The 15982-nt window shown below is 75.3% G+C and carries 13 protein-coding genes and 1 pseudogene; 5 read left to right on the top strand and 9 right to left on the bottom strand.

Annotated features, from left to right (window positions below; all coding sequences use genetic code 11):
• Positions 1 to 15 precede the first annotated feature (15 nt).
• A complete protein-coding gene (locus tag PAI11_RS02820) occupies positions 16 to 1182 on the top strand; it encodes a site-2 protease family protein (protein ID WP_050897082.1) in 1167 nt (388 codons plus the stop codon).
• Here PAI11_RS02820 and PAI11_RS25230 read toward each other — a convergent pair.
• Positions 1091 to 2563 (bottom strand): wax ester/triacylglycerol synthase family O-acyltransferase, encoded by a 1473-nt coding sequence (locus PAI11_RS25230; RefSeq protein WP_040597916.1) that lies wholly within the window; start codon positions 2561 to 2563, stop codon positions 1091 to 1093. The two genes, PAI11_RS02820 and PAI11_RS25230, sit on opposite strands and share 92 nt — an antisense overlap.
• Before the next feature lie 158 nt (positions 2564 to 2721).
• Between PAI11_RS25230 and PAI11_RS02810 the strand changes: the two genes are divergently transcribed.
• Together PAI11_RS02810 and PAI11_RS02805 are read left to right on the top strand one after the other, a co-directional pair.
• On the top strand, positions 2722 to 3282 hold the full coding sequence (locus tag PAI11_RS02810; RefSeq protein WP_007570624.1) for a flavodoxin domain-containing protein: 561 nt from the start codon (positions 2722 to 2724) through the stop codon (positions 3280 to 3282).
• Entirely contained in the window at positions 3279 to 4040 is a 762-nt protein-coding gene (locus tag PAI11_RS02805) for a VIT1/CCC1 transporter family protein (RefSeq protein ID WP_007570622.1), read from the top strand. Before PAI11_RS02810 ends, PAI11_RS02805 begins: the two co-directional genes overlap by 4 nt.
• A gap of 22 nt (positions 4041 to 4062) precedes the next feature.
• Here PAI11_RS02805 and PAI11_RS23815 read toward each other — a convergent pair whose 3' ends face one another.
• From PAI11_RS23815 to PAI11_RS02780, 5 genes are all read right to left on the bottom strand, one after another.
• Positions 4063 to 4437: an SRPBCC family protein gene (locus PAI11_RS23815; RefSeq protein ID WP_007570619.1), complete on the bottom strand. Its 375-nt coding sequence runs from the start codon at positions 4435 to 4437 to the stop codon at positions 4063 to 4065.
• Between the two features lie 94 nt (positions 4438 to 4531).
• Positions 4532 to 7171 carry a cation-translocating P-type ATPase gene (locus tag PAI11_RS02795; RefSeq protein ID WP_007570617.1) on the bottom strand — a complete coding sequence of 880 codons (2640 nt, stop codon included), beginning with the start codon at positions 7169 to 7171 and terminating at the stop codon, positions 4532 to 4534.
• Positions 7171 to 8712 carry an aldehyde dehydrogenase family protein gene (locus PAI11_RS02790; RefSeq protein WP_007570614.1) on the bottom strand — a complete coding sequence of 514 codons (1542 nt, stop codon included), beginning with the start codon at positions 8710 to 8712 and terminating at the stop codon, positions 7171 to 7173. Before PAI11_RS02790 ends, PAI11_RS02795 begins: the two co-directional genes overlap by 1 nt.
• Positions 8713 to 8862: 150 nt before the next feature.
• On the bottom strand, positions 8863 to 9930 hold the full coding sequence (locus PAI11_RS02785; protein ID WP_007570611.1) for a zinc-dependent alcohol dehydrogenase: 1068 nt from the start codon (positions 9928 to 9930) through the stop codon (positions 8863 to 8865).
• A gap of 127 nt (positions 9931 to 10057) precedes the next feature.
• Positions 10058 to 10744, bottom strand: coding sequence for a response regulator (locus PAI11_RS02780; RefSeq protein ID WP_007570609.1), 687 nt, complete (start codon positions 10742 to 10744; stop codon positions 10058 to 10060).
• A gap of 186 nt (positions 10745 to 10930) precedes the next feature.
• Between PAI11_RS02780 and PAI11_RS02775 the strand changes: the two genes are divergently transcribed.
• Complete coding sequence (locus tag PAI11_RS02775; protein ID WP_007570607.1) at positions 10931 to 11803, top strand: universal stress protein; 873 nt, start codon at positions 10931 to 10933, stop codon at positions 11801 to 11803.
• Positions 11804 to 11932: 129 nt separating this feature from the next.
• A complete protein-coding gene (locus tag PAI11_RS02770) occupies positions 11933 to 13612 on the top strand; it encodes a sensor histidine kinase (RefSeq protein WP_007570605.1) in 1680 nt (559 codons plus the stop codon).
• A gap of 12 nt (positions 13613 to 13624) precedes the next feature.
• Here the strand turns inward: PAI11_RS02770 and PAI11_RS23810 are convergent, their stop codons facing one another.
• The 3 genes and pseudogenes from PAI11_RS23810 to PAI11_RS26750 form a co-directional block, all read right to left on the bottom strand.
• A complete protein-coding gene (locus PAI11_RS23810; RefSeq protein ID WP_007570602.1) occupies positions 13625 to 14017 on the bottom strand; it encodes a hypothetical protein in 393 nt (130 codons plus the stop codon).
• On the bottom strand, positions 14014 to 15693 hold the full coding sequence (gene cydC / locus PAI11_RS02760; protein WP_007570599.1) for a thiol reductant ABC exporter subunit CydC: 1680 nt from the start codon (positions 15691 to 15693) through the stop codon (positions 14014 to 14016). Before cydC ends, PAI11_RS23810 begins: the two co-directional genes overlap by 4 nt.
• Positions 15690 to 15982 (bottom strand): annotated as a pseudogene (locus PAI11_RS26750) (molybdenum ABC transporter ATP-binding protein); the annotation flags it as partial. The gene cydC and the pseudogene PAI11_RS26750, both read right to left, overlap by 4 nt.

Below are 15982 nucleotides of genomic sequence, written 5' to 3'. Positions count from 1 at the left end.
CGACGAAGGACGACCATGCCCGGCCGCAGCTTCCGCATCGCCCGCATCGCGGGCATCCCGATCGGCGTCAGCCCCTGGTGGCTGGCGATCGTCTGGCTGATCAGCTGGAGCCTCGGCTCGGCGTACTTCCCCGACGCGGTGCCCGGGATCGCCCCCGCGGCGTCCTACGGCCTCGGGCTGCTCAGCGCGCTGCTGCTGTTCGCCAGCATCCTGGTCCACGAGCTGGGCCACGCGATCGTGGCCCGCCGCCACGGCGTCGAGGTCGAGGGGATAGACCTCTGGCTGCTCGGCGGGGTGGCGCGGATGCGGGGCGAGGCCCACGCGCCGCGCGACGAGCTCCTCTACGCGATCGCCGGGCCCGCGATCACCGCGGCGATCACGCTGCTGCTCGGGGTCGCCGCGCTCGCGATCCCCGGGTCGGCACCGGCGGTGGTGCGGGCGCTGGTCGAGTACCAGCTGATCGTCAACGCCCTGATCCTGGGCTTCAACATGCTGCCCGCCTATCCGCTCGACGGTGGTCGGGTCCTGCACGCGCTGCTCTGGCAGCGCCACGGCGACCTGGCCCGCGCGACGGCGACCGCGACGGCGATCGGGCGTGGCTTCGGCTTCGCGATGATGGCCGTCGGGCTGCTCGAGCTGGTCGCCGGCGCCGTCGGCGGCCTCTGGCTCGCCTTCATCGGCGTGTTCGTCGTCGCCGCGGCGGACGCCCAGCGCCGGGCCCTGGAGACCGAGCAGCTCCTCGGCCACGCGACCGTCGCGTCGATCATGTCGTCTCCGGCGGTCACCGTGCCCGCCGGGATGTCGGTCGCCGAGGCGATCGGCGAGTTCTTCGTCACGCGACGGATGACCGCCTTCCCCGTGATCGACGTCCGCGGCCGCGTCACCGGCCTGCTGACGATCGGCGCGGTCGAGGCCGTCGACCGGGAGCTGCGCCCGCAGGAGAACGTCGGCGCCCTCGTCGACCGCGACCCGCAGCTGACGGTCGGTCCCGACGACGACGTCACCGAGCTCCTGCAGCGGCCGTCGTTCGTCCGCGTCGGCCGGGCGGCCGTGGTCGACGACGAGCGGCGCGCGCTCGGCGTCGTCTCGGTCACCGACGTGCGGCGGGCGCTGCGGGCGGCGCAGCTCGGTCCCCGCGGCGGCTCCGGCGCCGCCGCGCCGCCGCGCGCGACGCTCGGCTGACGCGGCGCGCGGCACGCCGCAGGGCGACGTGCTCGGCCTGCATCCCGGCCGCCAGCACGTCGACGTCCGGGATCGCGTCCGCGTCGGCGACGATCCCGAAGGTCGCCCGTCCCGCGTAGGTGATCAGGGCGACGCCGACGCGATGGTCGGGGCCGAGCGGGACGAACGGCTGGACCGCGCGCACCGGCGCGCCGAGCACGGTCATCCGCGCTCGCGGTCCGCGCACGTTGGTGACGGTCAGCCGGAACAGCCGCGGCGTGATCGCCAGCCGCACCAATGCCTGGTGCAGGACCGGCGGCGCCAGCCCGCTGAGCGCCACGAGCGCGCCGACCCCCGAGGACTGGCCACCGCGCTTGCGGGTCGCGGTCGCTGCCCGGATCGCGGCGTGGCGGGCCTCGGGGCCGTCGACGGCGACCGGCAGCGGGACGAACAGCGAGCTGATCCGGTTGCCGGCGCTCCCGGCGGCCGGGCCGCGCACGTCGACCGGCACCATCGCGCAGATCCCCTCCTCGGGGAGCGCGTCGCCGCGGTGGCGCAGCAGCCGTCGCAGGCCGCCGCCGACGATCGCGAGGACGGCGTCGTTGACCGTGCCGCCGAGCTGCCGCTCGATCTCGCGCAGCTCGCCGAGCGGGACGTCGATGGTCGTGAAGGACCGCTGCCGCCCGACCGGTCCGCTGATCGCGGTCTCCGTGGGGCCGAGCAGCCCGTCGCGCAGCATCTCGGCGACGCCGCGGGCGGCGGCGAGCGCCCGGTCGGGGTGCAGCGCCAGCCGCGCCGCGTCCTCGGCGAGGGCGACGGTCGCCGTCGGACGGCGGTGCGCGCCCTCCGCGGGGCCAGCCGCCGGCGGGCGCCGGAAGGCCGCGCCCGGAGCACGGTCGGCGACCAGGTCGGCGAGCGCGATCGAGCCCATGCCGTCGGCGAGGCAGTGGTGGATCTTGACGGCCAGCGCCGAGCGTCCGGCGGGCAGGCGCTCGACCAGCACCGCCTCCCACAGCGGATGCGCGCGATCGAGCGGCTGCGAGAAGAACTCGCCGCACCAGGCCTCGAGCTCCGCCTGGCCGCCGGGGTCGGGCAGCGCCGCGCGACGGACGTGGTGGTCGATCCGGAAGAAGTGGTCGACGACCCAGTGCGGCCGCCGGAGCCCGTCGGCGCGCGGGGACGACAGGCGCTGGTCGAAGCGGGGCAGGTCCGGCAGCCGCGCGGCGAGCAGCTCCCGCAGCTCCTCGACGCGCGGCGGACCGCCGCGGCCGGGGACCGGTCCCAGGAGCAGCACCGCCCCCAGGTGCATGTGGGCGCCCGGCACCGCGTCCTCCATCTCGAGGAAGGCGGCGTCGAGCGTCGACAGCCGCTCCGCGTCGTCGGACCGACCGGGAAGGTGCATGGACCCGATCGTCGTGCCCGGCGCGGCGGCCGTCGTCCGTAGAACCCCCGGTCGCGGTCGCGGAACCCCCGCGAGCAGCATCGAGACCGCCCCGGATGGCGTCGCTCGACCGCTGCGGCAGGGTGGTTGCAGCACCCCGACCGCCGGAGCCGACCACGATGTCCGAGAAGCCCTGCCTCGTCCTCTACGCCAGCAACCACGGCCACACGCGCAAGATCGCGTCGCGGATCGCGCAGCGGTTGCGGGACGCGCAGGTCGCCGTGGTGGTGACCGATGTCGTCGACGGGGTCTCGATCGACCTGGCCGACTACGGGCTGGTCGTGATCGGCGGCTCGGTCCACGCCGGCCACCACCAGCGTCCGCTCGTCAGCTGGATGCGCCAGCGCGCCGAGGCGCTGAACGCCCGGCCGACCGCCGTCTTCTCGGTCTCGCTGACCCAGAGCGACGCCGGCGACGAGGGCCAGGAGACCGCCAAGGGCTACCTCGACGCGCTGCTCGCCGACAGCGGCGTCCGGCCGACGCGGAGCGTCCGCTTCGCCGGCGCGCTCCAGTACCGCGAGTACAACGTCGCGATCCGCTGGATCATGCGGCGGATCGCCCGCAAGCAGGGCCTGCCGACCGACACCTCCCACGACGTCGACCTGACCGACTGGGACGACGTCGATCGCTTCGCCGAGGCGATCGGAGACCTGGTCCTCGTGGCCGGCAGGGTCACGTGACCGCCGCTCCGACGGCCGAGACCTCCCTGGAGGGGTCGCACACCGCCGACGCGATCCGCGACCGCCTGGCCGGCGACCGCCGTCCGAGCCTGCTGCGCGACGCGGTCTACGGGGCGATCGACGGGACCGTCACGACCTTCGCGGTCGTCGCGGGCGTCGCCGGCGCCCAGCTCTCCGAGCGGGTGGTGATCATCCTCGGCGCCGCGAACCTGCTCGCCGACGGCTTCAGCATGGCGGTCAGCAACTTCCTCGGGACGCGCGCCGCGATCCAGCAGCGCGCGCAGGCCCGTCGCGACGAGGAGCGCCACATCGAGCTGGTGCCCGAGGGCGAGCGCGAGGAGGTCCGTCAGATCCTCGCCGCCAAGGGCTTCGTCGGCCGGCAACTGGAGGAGGCGGTCGACGTGATCACCGCCGACCGGCGCGTCTGGGTCGACACGATGATGCAGGACGAGCTCGGCTACGCCGGCGACTCGCCCGATCCGCTGCGCTCGGCGATGGCGACGATGGCCGCGTTCCTCGTGGTCGGGTTCCTGCCGCTGGCGGTCTACGTCGCCGATCTGCTCGTGCCGGGGCGGATTCCCGCCCCGTTCGCCTGGAGCACCGGCCTGACCGCCGTCGGCTTCCTGGTGATCGGCGTGCTGAAGGCGCGGGTCGTCGGCCAGGCCCGGATCCGCGGCGCGCTCGAGACCCTCTTCGTCGGCGGCGCCGCGGCGGCGCTGGCGTTCGCCGTCGGCGTGCTGCTGCAGGGCGTCGGCTGAGCGCGGCCGACGCCGTCGCCGCTCAGACCTCGGCCTCGACCAACCGGCGGATCGCGTCGAGCGTCGCCGCGACGTCGCGGTCGGGGTCGCCGTGGGTCGCGGTCAGGCTCAGCGTCAGCCGCGAGCCGTCGCCGTCGGGCTCGACCGCGAGGCGGCCGTGGTAGGGCCCGCCGTCGGTCCCCCACTCGATCGCGCGCGCGGACTCGTCGGCGCGGAACCACGCCTGCCCGGTCTGGGTGTGGCCGCCGTAGCGCGCCTCCACCTGCACGTGCCCGTCGCCGGTGGCGTGCGCCGCCCGCACCTGCGGGACGTAGCGCGGCAGGTTGTCGACGTCGGCGAGCGCGGCGTAGAGCCTGCCCGGATCTGCGGCGACGTGCTCGGCGTGGTGGAGCTCCACGGGATCCTCCGGGACGGGTGACGAGGTCCCGCCCACCGTACGCCGCGCGCGCCCGCGCGACAACCCCGTGGTCCGGCGTCGATCGCCCACCGGGTCAGGCGCGGGCGAGGCGCCGGCGGCGCCAGGCCTTCTCGAGCGTCACGACCGGCACCACGACGGCCCCGGCGGCCGCCGCGAGCAGCCACTCCCCCGCATCGAGGCCGGTCGAGCCGAACAGGCCGTGCATCACCGGCAGGTGCACGAAGCCGGCGTGCAGCACCAGCAGCGCCGCGATCCCGATCAGGATCGCCGGATTGGCCCGCAGCCCGCGACCGGCCCCGGTGCTCGAGCGGCAGAGCAGCAGGTAGAAGATCTGGAAGAACGCGATCGACGTGACCGCCAGCGTCTGGGCCCGGGCCAGGTCGGCCGCCGCCGGGGGGCGGCCGGCCGGCGCGTCGAGGCTGAGCAGGAAGAGCGCGATCGCCACCGCCGCCAGCAGCACGCCGACGTAGATCGTCCGGACCGTGACGAACGGCGACAGCAGGCGCTCGTCCGGCGGTCGCGGGGGCCGCGCCATCAGGCCGTGCTCGCGCGCCTCGAAGGCCAGCGGCAGCGCCAGCGAGACCGTCGCGACGAGGTTGATCCACAGCACCTGGACCGGCGCGATCGGCAGCAGCGGCTGGCCGTCGTAGATCGGGAACGCCAGCACCGCGGCGAGGATCACCAGCCCCTCGCCGAGGTTCGTCGGCAGCACGAACGCGAGCGCCTTGACGAGGTTGTCGTAGACCCGCCGCCCCTCCTCGATCGCCGCGCGGATGGTCGAGAAGTCGTCGTCGCCGAGGACGATGTCGGCGGCCTCCTTGGCGGCCGCCGTGCCCGCCCGCCCCATCGCCACGCCGATGTCGGCCTGCCGCAGGGCAGGGGCGTCGTTGACCCCGTCGCCAGTCATCGCGACCACGCCGCCGTCGGCCTGGAGGGCGCGGACCAGGCGCAGCTTGTGCTCCGGCGCGACCCGGGCGAAGACGGCGGACCCCCGCACCCGCTCGCGCAGGCCGGGCTCGTCGAGCTCGTCGATCTCGGCACCGGTCAGCGGCGGGCGCTCGCCGACGATCCCCAGCTCGCGGCCGATCGCCGCCGCGGTCGCCGCATGGTCGCCGGTGATCATCTTGACGTCGATCCCGGCGCCGTGGCAGGCGGCGACCGCGTCGGCGGCGCCCTCCCGGGCCGGGTCCTGCAGGCCGACGAGCCCGAGCAGCCGCAGCTCGCCGTCGCCGCCGTCGCTGCCCGCAGGGGCCGCGGCGACCGCGAGCACCCGCAGCCCGTCGGCGGCGTAGCGCTCGAGCACCGCCCGCGCCGGCTCGGGGTCGGAGACGCGGCCGAGCAGCTCCTCCGGTGCCCCCTTCAGGTACGTCGCCTCGTCGTGGCCGCTGGCCATCCAGCGACGGTCGGCATCGAACGGCACCAGCGCCCGCCGCGGATGCCGCTCGCGCAGCCGCGCCGGATCGAGTCCCGCGCGCTCGGCCCCGACCAGCAGCGCGCCGTCGGTCGGGTCCCCGAGCACGGTCCGCTCGTCGCCCTCGCCGTCGAGCCGGGCCTCGGTCGCCAGCGCCGCCGCCTTCAGCAGCTCGCGCAGCGGCCCCTCGACCGACGTGACCTCGCGTCCGTCGCGGCGCACGGTCCCTCGGGCGGCGTAGCCGGTCCCGTCCAGCTCCAGCTCGCCGGCCGGGCTCCACGCGCGCCGCAGCAGCATCTCGTTGCGGGTCAGCGTGCCGGTCTTGTCGCTGCAGACGACCGTCGTCGAGCCCAGCGTCTCGACCGCCGGCAGCTCGCGCACGATCGCCCGCCGCCGCGCCATCCGCTGGACGCCGACGGCGAGCGCGATCGTGACGATCGCCGGCAGGCCCTCGGGGATCGCCGCGACCGCCAGGGTGATCGCGGCCATCAGCGCGTCCGCCAGCGGGTAGCCGCGCAGCAGCGCGACCGCCAGCAGCAGCACCGCGATCGCGGCGATCGCGCGGGTGACGACCTGCGCCAGCCCGGCGATCCCCCGGGTCAGCGGCGTCTGGGTGCGGTCGGTCGCGGCCAGCAGCTTCGAGATCCGGCCCAGCTCGGTCGCCGACCCGGTCTCCACCACGACGGCTCGCGCGCGGCCCGCGACCACCAGCGTTCCCGCGTGCACGACCGAGTCGCGGTCGGCCAGCGGGGCGTCCGCCGGGACCGGCGCGGTGGTCTTGTCGCGCGGCAGCGACTCGCCGGTCAGCGCCGACTCGTCGGCGCGCAGGGCGTCGGCTCGCAGCAGCCGCGCGTCGGCGCTGACGCGGTCGCCGGCCTCGACCGACACCACGTCGCCCGGCACCAGCTCCTCGGCCGGCCGCTGGGTCCAGCCGCCGTCGCGCAGGACGGTCGCCGGATCGGACACCAGCGCCGCCAGCGCCTCGATCGCCCGCCCCGCCCGGTGCTCCTGCACGAAGCCGATCGCCGCGTTGGCGAGCACGACCGCCAGCACCACCGCCCCGTCGGTCAGCTCGCCGAGCGCGAACGCGACGGCGGCCGACGCGAGCAGCGCGTAGATCAGCGGGCTGGTGAACTGCCGCAGCAGGATCGCGGCGGCCGACGGCCCGGCCTGGCGCTCGACGACGTTGGGGCCGTACCGCTCGCGACGGGCGCGCGCCTCGGCGGCGGCCAGGCCGCCGGCCGAGGTACCGAGCGCGGCCAGGGTGTCGTCGAGCGTCCGAGCGTGCCAGGCCGCCCCCATCAGAAGAAGCCCATCGGATCCGGGTCGTAGCTCACCAGCAGGCACTTGGTCTGCGTGTAGTGATCGAGCATCTGCTTGTGGTTCTCGCGGCCGACGCCCGAGCTCTTGTAGCCGCCGAAGGCCGCGTGCGCCGGGTACAGGTGGTAGCAGTTGGTCCAGACCCGGCCGGCCTGGATCGCGCGGCCGACGCGGAACGCGCGGCTGCCGTCGCGGGTCCAGACGCCGGCGCCGAGCCCGTAGGTCGTGTCGTTGGCGATCCGGATCGCGTCGGCCTCGTCCTCGAAGGTCGTGACGGCCAGCACCGGGCCGAAGATCTCCTCCTGGAAGATCCGCATCCCGTTGTCGCCGCGCATCACCGTCGGCGCGTAGTAGGAGCCGCCGGCGAGCGCCTCCCCCAGGTCCGGGCGGTGGCCGCCGATCAGCAGCTCGGCGCCCTCGTTGAGCCCGATCTCGACGTAGCGCTCGGCCGTCGCGCGCTGGTCGAGCGAGACCTGCGGGCCGACCTGGACCGTCCGGTCGAGCGAGTGGCCCTGGCGGATCGCGGCGATCCGCGGCAGCACCCGCTCCATGAACGCGTCGTAGATCGAGGCCTGGATCAGCGCCCGCGAGGGGCAGGTGCAGACCTCGCCCTTGTTGAAGGCGTAGAGGACCAGGCCCTCGATCGCCTTGTCGAGCAGGGCGTCGTCGGCGTCCATGATGTCGGCGAAGAAGACGTTCGGCGACTTGCCGCCGAGCTCGGTCGTCGACGGGATCAGGCTGTCGGCGGCGTAGCGCATGATCTCGCGGCCGACCTCGGTCGACCCGGTGAAGGCGACCTTGGCGATCCGCGGGTTGGTGGCCAGTGCCTTGCCGATCTCGCCCCCGGGCCCGTTGATCACGTTGAGGACGCCGGGCGGGATGATGTCGCCGACGATCTCGCAGAACTTGAGGATCGACCACGGGGTCGGGCTCGCCGGCTTGACGACGGTGCAGTTGCCGGCGGCGAGCGCCGGGGCGATCTTCCAGGCCGCCATCAGCAGCGGGAAGTTGAACGGGATGATCTGGGCGACCACGCCCAGCGGCTCCTGGAAGTGGTAGGCGTAGGTCGTCTCGTCGATCTCGGAGATCCGCCCCTCCTCGCCGCGGATCACGCCGGCGAAGTAGCGGAAGTGGTCGATCGCCAGCGGCAGGTCGGCGGCGAGGGTCTCGCGGACCGGCTTGCCGTTGTCCCAGCTCTCGGCGATCGCCAGCTCCTCGAGGTGCCGCTCCATCGCGTCGGCGACGGCGTTCAGGACCGCGGACCGCTCGGCGGGCGAGCGCCGCGCCCAGCCGTCCTTGGCGGCGTGTGCGGCGTCGAGCGCCCACTCGACGTCGTGGGCGCTGGAGACCGGGACCTCGCAGATCACCTCGCCGGTGACCGGGGTGCGGTTCTCGCGGTAGCGCCCGTCGGCCGGCGCGACGAAGGCGCCGCCGATGAAGTTGCCGTAGCGCTCGGCGACGGCGACGGGGCTGTCGGGGGTGCCCGGCGCCGCGAAGACGGCGGGCTGCTGGACGGTGGCCATGGTGATGCTCCTTCGTGAGGCTCGCCGCGACTCGGGCGAGCGGTGTCCGCGCGGACCGGGCGGGCCGCGAGCAGATCGGCGACGCGGGCTCCCGCGTCGGTGACCGGCGGCGTGGCGCCGCCGGTCGTGGTCGAGTGGGTCCGGCGAGGCTCAGCCGGCGACGACGGCGTGGTGCGCCGCGCCGGTCGGCAGCGGGGCCTCCTGCAGGCGGAAGACGGTCCGCGCCGCGCCGGCGCTGCCGTCGAGGATCGCCGCGATCGACTCGTTGACGTCCTCCAGCCGCGCGTCGGCGCGCTCGACCTGCGTCTTGCCGCGCCGGTGCAGGTCGAAGACCTCGACCAGGTCCTGGTGGGTGCCGACGATCGAGCCCTTCAGGGTCAGGCCGCCGAGGACGGTCTCGAAGATCGGCAGCTTCATCGCGTTCTCGGCCGGCAGCCCGACGCAGACCAGCGTCCCGCCGCGGGCCAGCGAGCCCATCGCCTGCTCGAACGCGATCGGGTTGACGGCCGTCGAGATCGCCGCCTGGGCGCCGCCGAGCCGCTGGATCGCCGCGACCGGATCCTGCTCGCCGGCGTGCACGACGTGGTCGACGCCGAGCCGGCGCGCGGTCTCGAGGCGCTCGGGGTTGATGTCGACGGCGACGACCTCGGCGCCGGTGACCTTCGCGTACTGGACGGCCATGTGGCCGAGTCCGCCGGCGCCGAAGACCGCCACCAGGTCGGCCGAGCGGGCGCCCGACTCCTTGACCGCCTTGTAGGTCGTGACGCCGGCGCAGGTCAGCGGCGCGGCGTCGGCCGGGTCGATGCCGTCGGGCACCACGACCACGTGACGGGCGTAGCCGACCGCGTACTCCGCGAACCCGCCGTTGATCGAGTAGCCGGTGTTCTGCTGGTGCTCGCAGAGCGTCTCGCGGCCGCTGTTGCAGAAGCCGCAGTCGCCGCAGGCGTATCCCAGCCAGGGGATCGCGACCCGCATGCCGGTGCTCAGGCCGTGGTCGTTGCCGGCGCCGACCTGCTCGATCACGCCGACGGCCTCGTGGCCGGGGATGAACGGCGGCTCGGGCTTGACCGGCCACTCGCCACGGGCCGCGTGGATGTCGGTGTGGCAGAGGCCGGAGGCCTCGATCCGGACGAGGACCTGCTCCGGGCCGGGCGTCGGGACGGGAACGTCCTCGATCGTGAGCGGCTCGGTGAAGCTGTGGACGACGGCGGCCTTCATGGCGGGGACCCTTCGGTGGCTCGATGCGTGCCAGTCCACGTTCCCGCGACCGCCGCCGCGCGACATCGGCAGTCGCTCGCCCCGTCGCTCGGTAGTCCCCCGCAGCCGCGCTGCGGGGTCCTCCCCCTCAGTCGCCGTCGGCCGCGCCGGTGTCGAGGAGCCCGTGATCGAGCGCGTAGCGGACCAGTTCCGCGCGCGTGGAGCGGCGGATCTTCTGCTGGATGTGCGCGCGGTGCGACTCGACCGTGCGGACGCTCAGGTACAGCTGCTCGCCGATCTCGCTGTTGGTGTGCCCGAGGGCGATCAGCCGCAGGACCTCGATCTCGCGCGGGGTCAGGTCGTCGGGCGGGCCGCTCGGGGGCGGCTCGGCCGCGATCCGCGCGCCGAGCGACGGGTGCAGGTAGGTCTGGCCGCGCTTGGCCAGCGCGACCGCCTGCACCAGCTCGTCGTCCGCGGCCTCCTTGAGCACGTAGCCGATCGCGCCCGATCGCAGCGCCTCGCGCGCGAACGCGGGGTCCTGCTGCATCGTCAGCACCACGATCGCGGTGTCCGGCGCCTGCTCGCGGATCCGCGGGATCGCGGGCAGGCTCGGCTCGCCCGGCATGTTGAGGTCCAGCACCAGGACGTCCGGCTTGTAGGCCTTGACCGAGCGCAGCGCCGCCTCGACGTCGCCGGCCTCGGCGACGACCTCGAAGCCGGGCTCCGCCTCCAGCACGTGACGGAGGCCGCTGCGGACGATCACGTGATCGTCGGCGAGGGCGATCCGCACGGACGGCGGCCCGTCGGGCTTGGATGAGGTCTCGGGACCGGGCATCCGCGTGACGGTACCGCCACCGGCGGCCGTCGACCAGCGGCACCTCCGCGGATCCGATCCGGGGAAACCACGGATGCGGCGGTCCGTCCGTGCGGGCTACGGATTCGGCCTGCGGACCGACGCCGATGGCGGCCACGACGGCCGCGCCTACCGTAGGGAGCACATTCGCGTCAGGAGAGCCCGACCATGTTCCACCGCATCCTCGTCGGCTTCGACGGGACCCCCGCATCGCACGGCGCGCTGCGGCTCGCACAGCATCTCGCGTCCCCCGACGCGACCCTGATCGTCGCCAGCGTCGTCCTCTACGACCCCGGGGTCGGCCGCGCCGCGACCGTCGACATCGAGCCCTACCTGCGCGACGACGGCGATGCGACCCTCGACGCCGCACGCGCGCTGATCGGCGAGCGGCCGGACACCGAGTACACCGCGCCGGTCGCCACCAGCGTCGCCGCCGGCCTCCACCGCGTGGCGAGGGAGACGCTCTGCGACCTGATCGTGATCGGGGCCAGCCGCCGCCGCGGCGTCGGCCGGGTGCTGCTCGGCAGCGACGCCGAGGCCACGCTCCACGGAGCCCCGTGCGCCGTCGCCGTGGCGCCGCCGGCGCCGGGCGACTCGATCTCGAGGATCGGCGTCGCCTTCGACGGCACCGCCGCCGGCCGCCGCGCGGTCGCCGCCGCCGGCGCGCTCGCCGCCGACCGAGGCGCCGCGCTGACCGTCCTCTCCGTCGTCGACACCCGCCACGTCTACGCGACCTTCGGACCCGATGGCGGCTACGGGGACCTCAGGTCGCAGGCCCGCGACCTGACCACCGACGCGCTCGCGCAGGTGCACGGCGTGCCGTCGATCCGGCGCCAGCTGCACGAGGGCGACCCGGTCCACGAGATCCTGAGCCTGGCCCGCGACGTCGACCTGCTGGTGCTCGGCTCCCGTGACAACGGGCCGCTGCTGCGGCTGCTGCTCGGCAGCGTCTCGAGCAGCGTCGTCCGGCGGACCCGCTGCGCGACCGTGATCGTCCCCGAGAAGGCCCCCGTGCCGCTGGTCGAGGCGCCCAGCAGCTGAACTGCCGTACACCGCAGTCGGCGGCGACTGCCGTACCGCCGTACACCGCAAGGTCGCCTGGATCGGCGGTGGCACGCGAGCCGCGGAGTCGCCAAGATGGGCACCGGAGCCCCCTCCCGGAACCCGCAGATGGACGACCCCACGCTCGACGAATCCCGACTTCGCCGATTGATCTCGGTTGGCCGTGCCTTCGTCCAGGAGCTCGATCCCGAGTCGCTGCTGGACGAGATCCTGTCCGCGGCCCAGGAGTTGACCGGCGCCCGCTACGCCGCGCTCGGGATCCTCGACGGCGGCCGCGAGCGGCTCGCGCGCTTCCTGACCCACGGCATCGACGAGGACGCCCGCCGCGTGATCGGCGACCTGCCGCATGGCCGCGGCCTGCTCGGCGTGCTGATCCGCGAGCCCGAGCCGCTGCGGCTGCCGAACCTGCACCACCACCCCCACTCCTACGGCTTCCCGGCCGGCCACCCCGAGATGACGACGTTCCTGGGGACGCCGATCGTCGTCCGCGGCGAGGCCTGGGGCAACCTCTACCTGACGGAGAAGGACGAGGGCGAGTTCACCGCCGCCGACGAGGAGGCGCTGGTGATCCTGGCCGACTGGGCCGCCGTCGCCGTCGAGAACGCGCAGCTCTACGACCGCGTCCGTCGCCGCCACGACGAGCTCGAGCGGGCCAACCAGAGCCTGGCGACGGCGACCGCGATCGCGCGGGCGATCGGGACCGAGACCGGCCTCGACCGCGTGCTCGAGCTGGTGGTCAAGCGCGGCCGGGCGCTCGTCGACGCGCGGGCGATGATGATCCTGCTCGCCGAGGAGGGCATGCTCGTCCCGGCCGCCGTCGCCGGCGAGATCGACCGCGACCGGCTCGGCGTCGCGATCTCGATCGAGGAATCGACCGCCGGCGAGGTGCTCGAGCGCGGCCAGCCGCACCGGCTCCCCGCCGCCGAGCTGCGGGTCCCCGCCGACCGCTTCGGCGTCCACGACGCGACGTCGGTCCTGATGGTCCCGATGACGTTCCACGGCTCCGGGCTCGGCGTCCTCGTCGCCTTCGACCGTCACGGCGAGGGCGACTTCAGCGCCGATGACGAGTCGACCCTGGTCGCGGTCGCGGCCAGCGCGGCGACGGCCGTGGCGACCGCCCAGTCGGTCGACCAGCAGCGGCTGCGCGAGGCGCTGGACAGCTCCGAGCAGGAGCGCCGCCGCTGGGCCCGAGAGCTCCACGACGAGACCCTCCAGGGCCTCGGGAGCCTGCAGGTGCGGCTCTCCTCGGCGCTGCGCAGCAAGCAGGAGGGCGGGCTCGAAGCGGCGGTCCGCGAGGTCGTCGACCAGGTCTCGCTCGAGATCCAGAAGCTGCGGACCCTGATCACCGAGCTGCGCCCGGCGGCGCTCGACGACCTCGGACTGGCGCCGGCGATCGAGAGCCTCGCGCGCGACGTCGGCACCACCACCGGGCTGTCGATCGACGTCGCGCTCGACCTCGACGCGGTCGCCGCGCCGTCCGGGGCGCGCCTCGGCCCCGAGATGGAGACCGGGATCTACCGAATCGTCCAGGAGGCCCTGACCAACGTCGTCAAGCACGCGGCGGCCGACCACGCCGTCGTCCAGGTCCTGGCCGACGACGGCCACGTCGTCGTGACCGTGCGCGACGACGGCGTCGGCATCGCGGAGGACGACCTCGACGGCCGCCGCGGCTTCGGGGTCACGGGCATGCGCGAGCGGGTCCAGCTGGCGGGCGGCTCGATGGACCTGACTCCCGGCCCCGACGGCGGCACGACCCTGGTCGCGCGGCTGCCGGTCGCCGGCCGCTGATCGACCGGCGGGTCAGGCCCCGCCGTGGGCCAGGCTCAGGCCGAGCCAGACGATCACCAGCGAGAGGACGAAGACCGCCGCCTCGAGCAGGTGCATCGTCGGGCGTCGCATGTGCCAGACCACGAGCAGCGCGACCGATGCCACGAGCGCCAGCTTCAGCTGGAGCGTGCCGTCGGACCAGAGGCCGTAGCGATCGGCCATCGCCGCCCCGGTCGCCAGCAGGACCGCGATCGCGACGAGCGTCCCGTAGCCGAACCGCCGGGCGACCGCGCGCAGCCGCTCCCGATCCGGCGCGCGCCGTTCGACCGGCAGCACGGCGGCGACCAGGAACAGCTGCCCGCCGACGAAGAACGCCATCGCGATCAGGTGCAGCCAGCGAACGCCCAGCCAGAGGTCGCTGCTCATCGGGGCGACAGCGTCGCAGGTCCGTGCACGCCCACCGTCCGCGCCGCCAGCGCCGCCTCCTCCGGGCGGTGGGCGATCAGCAGCGCCGAGCGTCGCGGGTCGGCGTCGAGCACCGCCCGCAGCACCGTCGCCGCCTCGTCCGCCGGCAGGTGGCTGGCGGGCTCGTCGAGCACCACCAGCCCGTGGCCGCGGGCCAGGATCGCACGGGCCAGGCCGATCCGCTGACGCTCGCCGCCGGAGCAGTGCGCGCCGCGCTCGCCGAGCGGGGTGTCGAGCCCGTCGCGCAGCGCCAGGAACCAGGGCTCGGCACCGACCGCCCACAGGGCCGCCAGCAGCTCGCGGTCGTCGGCGTCGGGCCGAGCCAGCGCCAGGTTGGCGCGCAGGCTGGCGTCGAACAGGTAGGGATCCTGGGGCACGTGCAGGACCAGCCGGCGGAGCGCCCCGCCGTCGACCGTGCGCAGGTCGACGCCGCCGATCGTCGCCTCGCCGTCGATCTCGTGGGCGGGCAGGAAGCCCACGAGCAGCTCGCCGATCGTGCTCTTGCCGACGCCGCTGGGACCGACGAGCGCGACCCGCTCGCCGACCGCCAGGTCGAGGTCGAGCCCGTCGAGGACGACCCGTCCGCCGCGCCGGACCCGCAGGTCGCGCAGGCGAACCGCGGCGTCCGACGGGGCGCTGGCGTCGCGCCCGGGCGGGCGCTCGGCGACCAGCTGCTCGACGCGCAGGACCGCGTCGGCGGTGCCGTGCAGCTCGCGGGCGGCGGCCGGGACGGCGCCGAGCACCTCGCCGGTGCCGAGCGCCAGCAGCGCCAGCAGGCTGGTCACGGTCGGCGCCAGCTGGCCGTCGGCGGCCGCGGCCAGCGCCAGTGCCAGCACCGCCACCACGCCCAGCCCGGACGCGAGCGAGGTGCCGGCGGCGACCAGCGCGGTCAGCCGCGCCTCGCGATCCTCGACCCGGGAGAGCGCGGCGCCGTGCTCGGCGACGACCTGGCGGTGGTGCTCCCCCGCCCCGGCCATCACGAGCTCCTCGGCCGCGTCGAGGGTCGCCGTCAGCTCACGCACCAGCGCGCTGCGCCGGACGCCGCGGGCACGGGCGGCGTCGCGGCCGATCGACTGGGCGAGCGCCGGCAGCAGCACGCCGACCACGAGCGTCGTCGCGATCAGCGCGAGCGCGGCGCTCGGCAGCAGCAGCAGCGCGACCACGATCGCCCCGACGGCGACCGCGGCCGCCGCCGTCAACGGGGCGATCGAGCGCAGGAACGCGTCCTGGACGCGGTCGACGTCGGCCACGGTCCGGTCGAGCAGCTCGGCGCTTCCGCGATCACCCGGCACCCGGTCGGCGAGCCCCGCGAAGACCGAGGCCCGCAGCCGCGCCAGCGTCCCGAGGACCGCGTCGTGGCCGACCAGCCGCTCGCCGTAGCGGGCGACGGCACGCACCAGGCCGAGGGCCCGGACGCAGACGATCGCGACCGTCAGCGACAGCACCGGCGGCTGCTCGGCGGCGCGGGCGATCAGGTAGCCCGACAGCGCCAGCAGCGCCGTGCCGGAGGCCCCGGCGAGCGTGCCGAGCCCCGCCGCGACGGCGATCCGGCGGCGCTCGCCGGGCGTGGCCAGCCGCAGCGCGCGGCCGACCAGGCCGACGGCTCCGCGAGCGGAGGTGGCGTCGGCGGCGCTCATGCGGAGGCTCCCGTCACGCTCACCGCGACATCGACCCGCAGCGCGGCGGCGACGGTCGTGGCTGGATCGCCGACGGCAACCGGCCGACCGGCGCGCAGCGCCACCCGGTCGTCAGCGAGCCGCAGCGGCAGCGGGTCGTGGGTGGCGATCACCGCCGTCCGGCCGACCACCAGCTGCCCGAGGGCGGAGACGACCTGCTCGGCCGCCAGGTGGTCGAGGTTGGCGGTCGGCTCGTCGACGAGCACCAGCCGCGGGTGGCGGGCGACCGCACGGGCGACCGCCAGCCGCC

Source organism: Patulibacter medicamentivorans (assembly GCF_000240225.1).
Classification (GTDB): domain Bacteria; phylum Actinomycetota; class Thermoleophilia; order Solirubrobacterales; family Solirubrobacteraceae; genus Patulibacter; species Patulibacter medicamentivorans.
The sequence above is the reverse complement of the archived record's forward strand: the minus strand, read 5'-3'. Positions and strand labels throughout refer to the sequence as shown.